Genomic DNA, 13,001 nt, shown 5'->3' with positions numbered 1-13,001 from the left:
GATGTTCAAGACGTGCAGCTGTTCCGCAGACGCCTATGGCGTTGCCCGGCGGGTGGCTGCTGAAAAGCCAACAGTAAGGACCCTGCGTGTCTCCCATGGCCCGCACCGCACCGGTGCCCGCCGCGACAGATCCGGCAATCATTCGGAACTTTTGCATCATCGCGCATATCGACCACGGCAAGTCCACGCTGGCTGACCGCATGCTGCAGTCCACCGGTGTGGTCCAGGCGCGTGACATGAAGGCCCAGTACCTGGACCGGATGGACATCGAGCGGGAACGTGGCATCACCATCAAGTCCCAGGCCGTCCGCATGCCCTGGGAGGTGGACGGCGTCAGCTACGCGCTGAACATGATCGACACGCCCGGCCACGTGGACTTCACCTACGAGGTATCCCGGTCACTCGCGGCCTGCGAAGGCGCCATCCTGCTGGTGGACGCGGCGCAGGGCATTGAGGCCCAGACGCTGGCCAACCTGTACCTGGCCATGGAGAACAACCTCACCATCATCCCGGTGCTGAACAAGATCGACCTTCCGGCGGCGCAGCCTGAAAAGTACGCCGCCGAGCTGGCCAGCCTCATCGGCGGCGATCCCGAGGACGTCCTGCGCGTATCCGGCAAGACCGGCGTCGGCGTCGAGGCCCTCCTGGACAAGATCGTCCGCGACCTGCCGGCGCCGAAGGGCAACCCCGATGCCCCGGCCCGTGCCATGATCTTCGACTCGGTCTACGACACCTACCGCGGCGTGGTCACCTACGTGCGTGTGATGGATGGCATGCTCCATCCGCGTGAGCGCATCCAGATGATGTCCACCAGGGCCTCGCACGAGCTCCTGGAAATCGGTGTCAGCTCCCCGGAACCCACACCGTCCAAGGGGCTCGGCGTCGGTGAAGTGGGCTACCTGATCACCGGCGTGAAGGACGTCCGGCAGTCCAAGGTGGGCGATACCGTCACCAACCTGGCCAAGCCGGCGGCAGAGTCCCTCCCCGGCTACGCCGATGCCAAGCCCATGGTGTTCTCCGGCCTGTATCCGCTGGACGGCGCCGACTATCCGGTACTCCGCGACGCCCTCGAAAAGCTCATGCTCAACGACGCCGCGCTGGTGTACGAACCGGAAACCTCGGCTGCCCTCGGCTTCGGGTTCCGCGTGGGCTTCCTGGGTCTCCTGCACCTCGAGATCACCCGCGAACGCCTGGAGCGCGAATACAACCTCGACCTCATCTCCACCGCACCGAACGTGGAATACGAGGTGACCCTGGAGGACAAGAAGGTGGTCCGGGTGACCAACCCCAGCGAGTACCCCACCGGGAAGATCGCCGAGGTACGCGAGCCCATGGTTTCCGCCACCATCCTGGCCCCCAACGAATTTGTCGGCGCCATCATGGAACTGTGCCAGTCCCGCCGCGGCGTCATGGGCGGCATGGACTACCTTTCCGAGGACCGGGTGGAAATCCGCTACCGCCTGCCGTTGGCGGAAATCGTCTTCGACTTCTTCGACATCCTGAAGTCCAAGACCCGGGGCTACGGCTCGCTGGACTGGAAGGCCGACGGCGAGCAGGCCGCCGACCTGGTGAAGGTGGACATCATGCTCCAGGGCGAACAGGTGGACGCGTTCAGCGCCATCACGCACCGGGACAAGGCGTACGCCTACGGCGTGATGATGACCGGCAAGCTGCGCGAACTGATTCCCCGCCAGCAGTTCGAAGTGCCCATCCAGGCCGCGATCGGTTCCAGGATCATCGCCCGCGAAAGCATCCGCGCCATCCGCAAGGACGTGCTGGCCAAGTGCTACGGAGGTGACATCTCGCGGAAGCGCAAGCTGCTGGAGAAGCAAAAAGAAGGCAAGAAGCGCATGAAGATGGTGGGCACAGTGGAGGTGCCGCAGGAAGCGTTCATCGCCGCCCTGACCACCGACGAATCGAAGGACAAGGCCAAGAAGAAGTGACCACCGCACAGCGGGGGACCCGCTGATGCCCAGCGTTCTTCCCCTCGGCGACCCGGCGCCGTCGGACGGTCTGCTGCCTGCCCAGGCAGCGGACGGTGCGGCGGCCCGGGCTTTCGGGTTGTACGTCCACATCCCGTTCTGCGCTGTGCGCTGCGGCTACTGCGACTTCAACACCTACACCGCCACGGAACTTGGCGGCGGAGCGTCCCAGGACGCATACGCCCAGACCGCCGTGTCCGAGGTGTCGCTGGCGGCTGCTGTGCTGTCACGTTCAGGGCTGCCGGACCGGAAGCTCAGCACCGTCTTCTTTGGCGGCGGCACGCCCACGCTGCTGCCCGCCGATGACCTCGCCCTGATCCTCCGGGCCGCCGTCGACCAATGGGGCATTGACGACGGCGCCGAGGTCACCACCGAAGCCAACCCCGATTCCGTCACGCCGGAGTCCCTTGCCGTCCTCAAGGACGCCGGGTTCACCAGGGTGTCCTTTGGGATGCAGTCCGCTGTTCCGCACGTGCTCAAGGTGCTGGACCGGACCCATACGCCCAGCCGGGTGCCGCAGGTGGTGCAGTGGGCGCGCGAGGCAGGGCTGGCTGTCAGCCTGGACCTGATTTACGGGACTCCGGGGGAGTCGCTGGCCGACTGGCGGCACTCCCTCGAAACGGCGCTTTCCTACGGGCCGGACCACATCAGCGCCTACGCGCTGATCGTTGAGGAGGGCACCAAGCTGGCCGCGCAGATGCGCCGCGGCGAAGTCCCGGGAATCGACGACGACGACCACGCCGACAAGTACGAGCTCGCCGACCAGCTGATCACCGAAGCCGGACTTGGCTGGTACGAGGTCAGCAACTGGGCGCGGACTCCGGAGCAGGCCTGCCGCCACAACCTCGCCTACTGGCGGGGTGACGACTGGTGGGGCATCGGCCCGGGCGCGCACTCACACATGGGCGGGGTCCGCTGGTGGAACGTCAAGCACCCGTCCGCTTACGCGAACCGGCTGTCGCAGGGGCTTTCGCCCGCCGCCGGCAGGGAAACCCTGGACGCGGAAACAAGGAACCTGGAGCGGGTCATGCTGGAGGCCCGCCTCCAGTCGGGACTGGATGTCTCAACGCTGAGTGCCGGGGGACGCCACGAGGTGGCCGGACTGATCGCAGCCGGCCTGGTTGATCCTGCTGCCGCATTCCGCGGACGCCTGGTCCTGACCCTCAAGGGCAGGCTCCTGGCAGACGCAGTGGTCCGCCGCATCCTGCCGGACTAGAGCCGGCCCGCGGGCAGTTGCCCTTACTTGATCCAGCGCAGGTTGTACTGGTAGCGGTGCGGCTGGCCCCGGTTGACATGGATCCCTGCCGCGACGGAGAAGCACGTGAGCGCCACCCAGATCAGCGTGGCAATGACCGCGAAGATGTTCCCGACGTAGGGGACGAACACCAGGATGTTGGCCAGCACCGCGGCGATGGTGGGCGGCAGGCTGAAGTTCAGCGCTTCCTTGGATTCCTGGGCGGTAAATGGCCCGCGGTCACGGAAGATCAAGTAGATCAGCAGCGAGGGGACGCACCCCAGGATCCCGCCGAAGTGCGCCAGCGTCGCCCACTGGCGGTCTTCGCTGGCCGTAAGCGGCAGGGCGTTGGCGGGGACGCCATGGTACTCGGAACGGCCCTGGCCGTCCCTGTGATCACGTGCGTTTTCTGCCACAGTCTGTTCCTTCGAAGGTGCAAGTGGTGCTGACTACAATTCCGGCGCGGTGCGCAGTGCCTCAGGAAACAAGGAACCGCACTACCAAGAATACTGGTTCCCGGGACGCCGTCCGCCCTTCACGGCACGGTCAGGAAATCGATGACTTCCTCGACCCTGCCCAGCAGCGACGCTTCGAGGTCCGCGTACGTGCGCACGGCGCCCAGCAGCTTCTGCCATCCCAGGCCGACATCTTCCTTGGTGGCGTGGGGCCAGCCGAAGGCTTTCAGGATCCCCGTCTTCCAGTCCTGCCCGCGGGGCACGGCAGGCCATTTGTCGATGCCAAGGACAGCGGGCCGGATCGCCTGCCAGACGTCCACGTAGGGGTGACCGACGATCAGGACGTTGCCTGCGGCGCCCGGGGAGGCCATGACGGCATCCGCGATGCGGGACTCCTTGGAGTCAGGAACCAGGTGGTCCACCAGGACGCCAAGACGGCGGCCGGGCCCCGGCCTGAAGTCCGCGACGGCTGCGGCAAGGTCGTCAATGCCGTGCAGGGGCTCGACGACGATGCCCTCCACCCGGAGGTCGTCTCCCCAGACCTTTTCCACCAGTTCGGCGTCGTGCTTGCCTTCCACCCAGATCCGGCTGGCCTTGGCCACCTGGGCGCGTTGTCCGGCGACCCGAACGGACCCCGAGGCCGTCCTGCCCGCCGCGGGACCGGCAGCGGCCGGCCGGGGGGCGGGTGGCATCAGCCGGATCGGCCGGCCCTCCAGGAGGAAGCCGAACCCAAGGCGGAAGGAACGCGATTTTCCCCTGCGGTCCTCCAGCGCCACCACATGCATGCCGCCGGATTTCTCCACCCGGGTCACGGCACCCACCCAGCCTGACTGCACTTCCTCGAGCACCATGCCGCGCTCCACGGGGACCTCAGGCAGTTCCGTCCGTGCGGGAGCGGATATGCCGCGTGGGCCCCAGTTCCGGTAATCCATGGATTTGATCCGCCTAGCGCTAGTGTTCAACTCCGCAATTTCGCCCGGAGCGGTACCAATGCTAACAACGGGCCGAGGCATAATAGACTGTTAGCACTTAGGCATGTCGAGTGCTAACCCTGGGTTGCATCGGGAGGGGCATGCGCCCCGAACCATGGATGGAGGTGGAGAGTGAGCGAGCCACGCAAGCTGGAAGTACTGCGGGCCATCGTGGAGGACTACGTCCACTCCCGCGAGCCGGTTGGGTCCAAGGCCCTGGTGGAGCGGCATCATCTTGGTGTTTCCAGCGCCACCATCCGCAATGACATGGCCGCACTGGAGGACGAGGGGCTGATCACCGCCCCGCACACCAGTGCCGGCCGGATTCCCACGGACAAGGGCTACCGGCTCTTTGTGGATCAAATCTCGGCTGTCAAGCCGCTCTCGGCCGCCGAACGCCGCGCCATCCAGTCCCTGCTCGAAGGCGCGGACGACCTCGACGACGTGCTGGAGAGGACCGTCCGGCTGCTGTCGCAGCTGACCAACCAGGTTGCCGTGGTGCAGTATCCGCACCTGAGCAGGGCACTGGTCCGGCACATCGAATTCGTCCTGCTCGCCCCGCGCAAGGTCCTCGTCGTCCTGATCGCCAACAGCGGCAAGGTGGAGCAGCGGGTGATCGACGTCGGGCAGGACCTTGGCGACGACGCACTGGCTGAACTGCGCACCCGGTTCCTCGGTGCACTGGGCGGAACACCGCTGCGCCAACTGGCCCAGGCGCTGCCCGCCGTCGTCGCCGCCACCCCGCACCCGCAGCGGCAGGCGGCACACGCATTGGCGCTCGGGCTGGAGGGCCTGGCGCAAAACAGCCGGGAGGACCGGATGGTCATGGCCGGCACCGCCAACCTGGCCAGGTCCAACGTCGACTTCCCCCTCAGCATCGGCCCGGTGCTCGAGGCGCTGGAGGAACAGGTGGTGATGCTGCGGCTGCTGAGCGAAATGGCCCAGGACCACCGCGGCGTCGCTGTCAGCATCGGACGGGAGAACCCGTACGACGGCCTTGCCGAGGCCTCCGTGGTGGCCACTGCCTACGGTCCGGACAGCTCGGCGAAAGTAGGCATCCTCGGGCCCACCCGGATGGATTACCCCACCACCATGGCCGCCGTCAGGGCAGTGGCGCGCTACCTTTCCAGGATTTTGGGGCCCTGACTCTTGGCCGCCGGAGCGCGCTTCGGCCGGAAAGCAAGAGCTGGGCCGCCCAACTGAACGCAGTACAACAAGGAAGAGATACGAACTTTGAGCAGCCACTATGACGTCCTTGGAGTCTCACCCGAAGCGACGGGTGAAGAAATCAAAAAGGCCTACCGCAAGCTGGCCCGCACCCTACACCCGGACGTAAACCCCGGTGCGGACGCATCGGAACGGTTCAAGGCAGTAACTCACGCCTACGAGGTGCTTTCGGACCCCCAGAAGCGCCGGATCTACGACACCACCGGCAATGAGAACGGCACCGACAACGGTTTCGGCGGCGCAGGCTACGCGGGCCAGGGCTTCGCGTTCCAGGACATTTTCGACACCTTCTTCGGCGCCGGCGGCACGTCCGGTCCCGCTTCCCGTATCCGCCGCGGCCAGGATGCCCTGATCAGCGTACGGATCGACCTCCGCGACGCCGTATTCGGCGTGAACAAGAAACTCGAAGTGGACACCGCCGTGGTCTGCCCCACCTGTGACGGATCCTGTTGCCGCCCCGGCACCCATCCGGAACGCTGCGACATCTGCGGCGGCAGCGGACAGGTCCAGCGGGCCGTCCGCTCCATCCTCGGCCAGGTCATGACGGCCGCCCCCTGCGGCACCTGCGAAGGTTTCGGCACCGTCATCAAGGATCCCTGCAACGAGTGCAGCGGCCAGGGCCGTATCCGCAGCCGCCGGTCGCTGACCATCAAGGTCCCTGCCGGTGTGGCCACCGGAACCCGGATCCAGCTCTCCGGCCAGGGCGAGGCTGGCCCCGCGGGCGGTCCGGCCGGCGACCTGTACGTGGAGATCCGCGTCAACAATGACGCTACCTACGTGCGGGAGGGCGACGACCTGCACGCCACCCTGCACATCCCCATGACGGCAGCCGCCCTGGGCACGGATGTCAGCCTGGAAACCTTCGACGGCACGCAGGAGATCGACGTCAAGCCCGGTACCCAGTCGGGGGAGATCATCACCCTGCGCGGCCTCGGCGTCACCCACCTGAGGGGCTACGGCCGCGGCGACCTGAAGGTCCACCTCCAGGTGGACACCCCGGCCAAGCTCGACCCCGCGCAGGAGGACCTCCTGCGCCAACTGGCCAAGCTCCGTGGTGAACAGATCACCGAGGGCAAGCTCGCTGCCAGCGGCGGCATGTTCGCCAAGCTCCGGGACCGGCTCGGTAACCTGTAGCGGTGAGCAACCCCGTCTTCTTCACGCCCCCCGGTTCGCTGGCCGGGATGGCGGCCGGCCAACTCTTTGTCCTCGACGGGGCGGAGGCGCGGCATGCCGTCACCGTCAAACGGCTGTCTCCCGGCGAAGCGGTGGACATCGTCGACGGCGCCGGCACCCGGATGACCGGGAAGGTGGTGTCCGCCGCTCCCTCCGCACTCGAAGTGGAATGCGGGACGCTGACCGTTGAAGACAGGCCGGACGTCCGGCTGGTGCTGGTACAGGCCCTAGCCAAGGGGGACCGCGATGAGCTGGCCATCGAGACGGCCACGGAACTGGGCATCGACGCCGTCATACCCTGGCAGTCCGAACGGTCAATCGTCCGCTGGAAGGGCGACCGCGCAGCCCGGGCCCATGCCAAATGGGAATCCTCAGTGGCCGCGGCCGCCAAGCAGGCACGGCGCGCCTGGATCCCCGAAGTGCGGTCCGCCGTCGACACTGCCGGGCTTTCCGCTGCCGTGGAAGCTGCCGACCTCGCTGTCATCCTGCATGAGGACGCAGTTCGGCCGCTGCGCACCGTCCTTGAAGCATGGCAAGGGAAAGCAGGCTCCGGACCCCGGGAAATCCTGCTCATCGTCGGTCCGGAGGGCGGCATCAGCCAGCGGGAGGTAACGAAACTCTGCGATAAGGGCGCCGTGACCGCCCTCCTGGGGCACCATGTCCTGCGGTCCTCCACGGCCGGCCCGGCCGCCGTCGTGCTTGCCAGCGACGTCCTTGGCCGGTGGACGGCTACCGGACCTTAAAGGACCTCGTGTCCTCGTTCCGGTCCGGTTCCCCGCCGGAGCCGGCCTGGGCCACCCGCAGCATGTAATCGCCCGGCGGAAGATTCAGGGCCAGGGTGAAGACGCCGGCCTGCCCCTGTTCGGACGCAGCCGTGGTTTCACCCGCCAGGAACGGTGCTTTGCTGCCGCCGTCCGTAGACTGCAGGATCTGCCAGCGGAGCTTCGCCCCGGGCGATGTGCTGCGGCCGGTAATCTTCACGCTCCCGCCGGGCACTTCGGCGTTCTCCTGGGGATCAATGATCCAGACGGGCGCCACCAGGCCCGCGGCGCGGGTCATCAGGGCCCCGAGCTGCACTTTGCCGAAGGCCACGTAGTCCGTGTGGCCGTCCACGAGGATCCGGACCCGGATCTGCTGGCCGGTGTCGATCAGGCCCGAACTGGCGGCGGCAGCGGTTGCCGTGTAGATCAGCTGCTGGATGGCCCGGGCAGCCATGTCGGCATCGAGGTTGCTGTTGAAAGCGTCCGAGGAGACGTCGACGGTGATGACGTCCTTGCCGGAGATTGAGGTGGCAAGTTTGTCCGGGTTCTGCCAGGGCGTGAAGAAGTCAGGGTCCAGCGGCTTCTCGGACATCATGGCCCGCAGGGCGCGGGTGACCGGGTTCTCCTGTTCAGGGACGTCGCGGAATTCCCGGTAAAGAAAGATGTTCCCGCCGCTGCGGCCGATCCAGTAGACCGGCGCCTTGTTGGAGGACTGTGCGGTTTCCAGCGGGGCGCTGGTGGACAGCGTGTCCGGCATGGTGCCGCCCGTTGCCGGCACCGAGGCGATGGTGCCGGTGGGTGAGGGGCCGCCCTCGGCCGTGCAGCCCGCAAGGACCGGAACCAGGACCAGGATTCCTGCAAGGACGGCGGGGCGCAGACGGCCCATCGGTCGTCCTGCCCTTTCGGGCGCAGAGGTTTCCGGCACTGTCCTGCCCTTGTCCTTTCCTGGCGTGGCGGGCCGATCCCCCCTGGCGGCCTGGTGTTCCAGCAGATGCTGGATTTCCAGCATTGCACAGCGGCGCGGCCGCCCCGCCGCTCTTCGCCTCCGCGGGCACAACTGCAACGGGAACGATATGAGGCCGATATGAAGTTGATACCTAAGGACGTCCCGGCACCCTCCGGACGGGTTGCAGCCGCTGCTCCATGGCGGCCTGGTATCCGGCCCGGCCCCGCGCTGGCGTAAGATAAAGGGATCGCTGGGGCCAGGAGCACCGTCCAACGGGCGCCGGCATCAGCGAACGCAAACATAGATGTCGATCTTCGAGGGGACCACGGGCCTGCGGGCCAGCACCATGACTGAATCAGCAAATGGTAAGCGCCGGCTCAATACGGGCGAAGGCAGTCCGGGTGAATTCCCGCACTCCCTGCCCGGCACCCGGACTGAAGTAGTCCTCTTTGAGAACTCCGACCAGATGGTTCAATCACTCGGCAGCCATGACGAGGCGTTGCGGTTCATCGAAGAGCAGTTCCCGGCCGTCAACTTCCATGCCCGGGGTAATGAACTGTCCATCAACGGCCCCGCCGGTGATGTTCCCCGGATAATGCGGCTCCTGCAGGAAGTCCGTGGCCTGGTGGCCCGCGGCACGGTCATCACTCCTGCTGTGCTGCAGCAGCTGGTGTCCCTCCTGCGCACGCAGTCACTGCAGAATCCCGTGGATGTGCTCACCCACGACATCCTCTCCAGCCGCGGCAGGACCATCCGGCCCAAGACGCTGAACCAGAAGAACTATGTTGACGCCATCGACGCCAACACCGTGATCTTCGGCATTGGTCCGGCCGGCACCGGCAAGACGTACCTGGCCATGGCAAAAGCCGTCCAGGCGCTGCAGCAAAAAGAGGTCAGCCGGATCATCCTGACCCGCCCCGCGGTGGAAGCGGGGGAGCGGCTTGGTTTCCTCCCCGGCACGCTCAGCGACAAGATCGACCCCTACCTCCGGCCGCTCTACGACGCCCTGCACGACATGATGGACCCCGAATCCATTCCGCGCCTGATGGCGGCCGGCACCATTGAAGTGGCACCCCTGGCCTACATGCGCGGCCGGACGCTTAACGACGCCTTCATCATCCTTGACGAGGCGCAGAACACCACGCCGGAACAGATGAAGATGTTCCTCACCCGGCTCGGTTTCGGATCCAAGATGGTGGTCACCGGAGACGTCACCCAGGTGGACCTGCCGTTTGGGACGCGTTCCGGGCTGCGGATCGTTGAGGAAATCCTGCAGGGAATCGACGGCGTGAGCTTCTCGGTCCTGGATGCCGCCGACGTGGTGCGGCACCGGCTGGTCGGGGACATCGTCAACGCGTACAGCATCTGGGATGAAGCCCAGCGGAGCCGGCTCAAGCATTCAGCCGGCCGGGAAAAACGGGGGGAACACGCGTGAGCATCGAGGTGAACAACGAGTCCGGCGTCCAGGTGGAGGAGTCGGAGCTCGTGGCACTGGCGCGGTACATTTTTGAGCAGCTCTACATTCATCCGCAGGCCGAACTTTCCATCCTCCTCGTGGATGAGCCGGCCATGGAGAAGCTGCACATTGAACTGATGGACGAACCGGGTGCCACCGACGTGCTCTCGGTTCCCATGGACGAATTGACCCCGGGGACGCCCGACCGGCCCACCCCGCAGGGCATGCTGGGTGACATTGCCATCTGCCCGCAGGTTGCAAAGGTGCAGGCCCGGAACGCCGGCCACTCGCTGCAGGACGAGATGCTGCTGCTGGCCACACACGGCATCCTTCACCTGCTGGGCTATGACCATGCCGAACCGGAGGAGAAGGCAGAGATGTTCGGGCTCCAGCGAGAACTCCTGTCCGGCTTCACGGGCAAAGAAGCACCTGCAGAGACGACCCAGTGACGCAACTGCTCCTGGTCGCGGTGGCATTGGTTTTCCTTGCCGTCGCGGCCCTGCTGACAGCGGCCGAGGCCGCCTTCAGTTTCCTTCCCCGGCACGACGCCGAAGATGCTCTGCACAGGAGCCGCGGCACCGCCATGCGGCGCATCCTTGCCGAGCCCGTGGCCCACACCCGGGCGCTGCGCTTCTGGCGGGTGTGGTTCGAGATGGCCTCCGCGGTGGCCGTCGCCGTCCTGATCTCCAGCCTGCTGGCCAACGTGTGGCTTGCCGGCCTGGTGGCCACCGGCATCATGGCCCTTCTTGGGTTCGTGATCGTGGGCGTTTCGCCCCGCCAGCTGGGCAGGCTGCACTCCACTGCCGTTGTCCGCTTCACTGCCCCGATGGTCCGGTTCCTCACCAGCGTGCTGGGACCGATTCCCGGCTGGCTGGTGGCGTTGGGAAGTTCGGCGGCCCCCGGGGCGCCGGGCGGCGACGATGCGTTCTTCAGCGAACAGGAGTTCCGGGAACTGGTGGACCGTGCCAGCGAGTCCGACATGATCGAGGACACCGAAGCGGAGATGATCCAGTCGGTCTTCGACTTCGGCGACACCCTGGTGCGCGCCGTCATGGTTCCCAGGACGGACATCGTCAGCATTGACGCCGGGTCCAGCCTGCACCAGGCGATGTCCCTGTTCCTGCGGTCCGGATACTCGCGGATCCCGGTCATCAACGAGAACACTGACCACATCCTTGGCATCGTGTACCTCAAGGACGTTGCTGCAGTGATCCACCAGCTCCGTGCGGACCAGGAGCCGCCGCTGGTCGAGTCGCTGGCCCGCGAGGTGCGCTACGTGCCGGAGTCCAAGCCTGTGAGCGACCTCCTGCGTGAACTGCAGAAGGAGTCCACGCACGTTGCGATCGTGATCGACGAATACGGCGGCACCGCCGGACTGGTAACCCTCGAGGACCTGATCGAGGAGATCGTCGGCGAGATCGTCGACGAATATGACACCGAGAGCGCGGAAGCCGTCGCGCTGGGGGACGGTTCCTACCGGGTCAGTGCCCGGATGGGCATCGACGATCTCGGCGAGCTCTTCGACCTGGAAATCGACGACGACGAGGTGGACACCGTGGGCGGCCTCCTCGCCAAGGCACTTGGCCGCGTCCCGATCGTGGGCAGCAGCGTGGAAGTGCAGGGCGTATCGCTGCGTGCGGACCGGCTTGAAGGCCGGCGGAACCGGGTCAGCCACATCATTGCGGCGCCGGTACCAAGAGTAGAGACTGACCTTGAAGGCCTCCTGGAAGAGGCCGAAGCAACCCAGCAGGGAGTTCCACGTGAGCAAGAAAAATAAGGCTGCGGCCACGGACGACTTCGGCGGATTCCGCGCCGGATTTTCGGTGCTCGTCGGCAGGCCCAATGCGGGCAAGTCCACCCTGACCAACGCGCTGGTGGGCAAGAAGGTGGCCATCACGTCCGCCAAACCGCAGACCACGCGGCACACCATCCGGGGCATCGTGCACCGCGAGGACGCCCAGCTGATCCTGGTGGATACTCCGGGCCTGCACCGTCCCCGCACCCTGCTCGGCAAGCGCCTGAACGACCTCGTCGCGGATACCCTCGCCGAGGTGGACGCCATCGGATTCTGCCTGCCGGCCAACGAGAAAATCGGCCCCGGCGACAGGTTCATCGCCGCCCAGCTTGCCGCCGTCGGCCGCAAACCGGTGATCGCCATCGTCACCAAAACTGACCTCGTGGACAAGCAGGCGCTCACCGAACAGCTCCTTGCGGTGGCGGCCCTGGGCCGCGAAGTAATGGGGGAGGACGGCTGGAAGGACATCGTTCCGGTATCCGCCACTGACGGCTTCCAGGTGGAAACAGTCGCCGACGTGCTGATCAGCCACATGCCGCCGTCGCCCCCGTTGTACCCGGACGGCGAACTGACGGATGAGCCCGAGGCAGTCATGGTGGCGGAACTGATCCGCGAAGCTGCCCTTGAGGGTGTCCGGGACGAGCTTCCCCATTCCCTGGCCGTGGTGGTGGAGGAAATCGTTCCCCGGGAGGACCGGCCTGACGACAGCCCCCTGCTTGATGTGCGCGTCAACCTCTATGTCGAGCGGCCGTCCCAGAAGGCCATCATCATCGGCAAGGGCGGCAGCCGGTTGCGTGAAGTCGGGACCAACGCCCGCAAAGGCATCGAAGCCCTCCTGGGCACGCGCATCTACCTGGACCTCCACGTCAAGGTGGCCAAGGACTGGCAGCGCGACCCGAAACAGCTGGTCAAGCTGGGTTTCTGATCCACGAAAAGAACGTTCGCAGGAGTGCGGCAGGCAAGTTTTCCAGGCTGGACCACTAAAATGGACCGGATTCTGT

At 66.2% G+C, this 13,001-nt stretch carries 12 protein-coding genes; 9 read left to right on the top strand and 3 right to left on the bottom strand.

Annotated features, from left to right (window positions below):
• Positions 1-86 precede the first annotated feature (86 nt).
• Both lepA and hemW read left to right on the top strand, forming a co-directional pair.
• A complete protein-coding gene (gene lepA / locus ACEN9K_RS12100) occupies positions 87-1,943 on the top strand; it encodes a translation elongation factor 4 (protein ID WP_026265766.1) in 1,857 nt (618 codons plus the stop codon).
• A gap of 25 nt (positions 1,944-1,968) precedes the next feature.
• The gene (hemW, locus tag ACEN9K_RS12095; protein WP_495634463.1) at positions 1,969-3,198 is read left to right on the top strand and encodes a radical SAM family heme chaperone HemW; all 1,230 of its coding nucleotides are present in this window, start codon (positions 1,969-1,971) and stop codon (positions 3,196-3,198) included.
• Between the two features lie 23 nt (positions 3,199-3,221).
• On the opposite strand, the gene ACEN9K_RS12090 is transcribed toward hemW, so the two are convergent.
• A complete protein-coding gene (locus ACEN9K_RS12090) occupies positions 3,222-3,632 on the bottom strand; it encodes a DUF4870 domain-containing protein (protein ID WP_018769278.1) in 411 nt (136 codons plus the stop codon).
• A 119-nt stretch (positions 3,633-3,751) separates the two neighbouring features.
• The gene (locus ACEN9K_RS12085; RefSeq protein WP_056390420.1) at positions 3,752-4,603 is read right to left on the bottom strand and encodes a DUF3097 domain-containing protein; all 852 of its coding nucleotides are present in this window, start codon (positions 4,601-4,603) and stop codon (positions 3,752-3,754) included.
• 171 nt (positions 4,604-4,774) lie between these two features.
• On the opposite strand from ACEN9K_RS12085, the gene hrcA reads away from it, so the two are divergent.
• The 3 genes from hrcA (at position 4,775) to ACEN9K_RS12070 (ending at position 7,785) form a co-directional block, all read left to right on the top strand.
• Positions 4,775-5,788, top strand: a complete 1,014-nt coding sequence (gene hrcA, locus ACEN9K_RS12080) for a heat-inducible transcriptional repressor HrcA (RefSeq protein WP_018769276.1) — start codon at positions 4,775-4,777, stop codon at positions 5,786-5,788.
• Positions 5,789-5,875: 87 nt separating this feature from the next.
• The gene (gene dnaJ / locus ACEN9K_RS12075; RefSeq protein WP_018769275.1) at positions 5,876-7,003 is read left to right on the top strand and encodes a molecular chaperone DnaJ; all 1,128 of its coding nucleotides are present in this window, start codon (positions 5,876-5,878) and stop codon (positions 7,001-7,003) included.
• Between the two features lie 2 nt (positions 7,004-7,005).
• The gene (locus ACEN9K_RS12070; protein WP_144599756.1) at positions 7,006-7,785 is read left to right on the top strand and encodes a 16S rRNA (uracil(1498)-N(3))-methyltransferase; all 780 of its coding nucleotides are present in this window, start codon (positions 7,006-7,008) and stop codon (positions 7,783-7,785) included.
• On the opposite strand, the gene ACEN9K_RS12065 is transcribed toward ACEN9K_RS12070, so the two are convergent.
• The gene (locus ACEN9K_RS12065; RefSeq protein WP_018769273.1) at positions 7,772-8,689 is read right to left on the bottom strand and encodes a GerMN domain-containing protein; all 918 of its coding nucleotides are present in this window, start codon (positions 8,687-8,689) and stop codon (positions 7,772-7,774) included. The genes ACEN9K_RS12070 and ACEN9K_RS12065 overlap by 14 nt on opposite strands.
• A 406-nt stretch (positions 8,690-9,095) precedes the next feature.
• Here ACEN9K_RS12065 and ACEN9K_RS12060 point away from each other — a divergent pair, with 406 nt between their 5' ends.
• From ACEN9K_RS12060 to era, 4 genes are read left to right on the top strand one after another with little or no spacing between them, the layout of a single operon-like run.
• The gene (locus tag ACEN9K_RS12060) at positions 9,096-10,184 is read left to right on the top strand and encodes a PhoH family protein (RefSeq protein ID WP_144599755.1); all 1,089 of its coding nucleotides are present in this window, start codon (positions 9,096-9,098) and stop codon (positions 10,182-10,184) included.
• Positions 10,181-10,654, top strand: a complete 474-nt coding sequence (gene ybeY, locus ACEN9K_RS12055) for an rRNA maturation RNase YbeY (RefSeq protein WP_488314598.1) — start codon at positions 10,181-10,183, stop codon at positions 10,652-10,654. The genes ACEN9K_RS12060 and ybeY overlap by 4 nt, the downstream gene beginning before the upstream one ends.
• Positions 10,651-11,982, top strand: coding sequence for a hemolysin family protein (locus ACEN9K_RS12050; RefSeq protein ID WP_495634462.1), 1,332 nt, complete (start codon positions 10,651-10,653; stop codon positions 11,980-11,982). The genes ybeY and ACEN9K_RS12050 overlap by 4 nt, the downstream gene beginning before the upstream one ends.
• Complete coding sequence (gene era / locus ACEN9K_RS12045) at positions 11,966-12,925, top strand: GTPase Era (protein ID WP_018769269.1); 960 nt, start codon at positions 11,966-11,968, stop codon at positions 12,923-12,925. Before ACEN9K_RS12050 ends, era begins: the two co-directional genes overlap by 17 nt.
• The last annotated feature ends 76 nt before the right edge of the window (positions 12,926-13,001 follow it).

The sequence above is a fragment of the Pseudarthrobacter sp. Pseusp20 genome, assembly GCF_059492155.1.
This window is presented reverse-complemented; position numbering and strand designations above follow the sequence as displayed.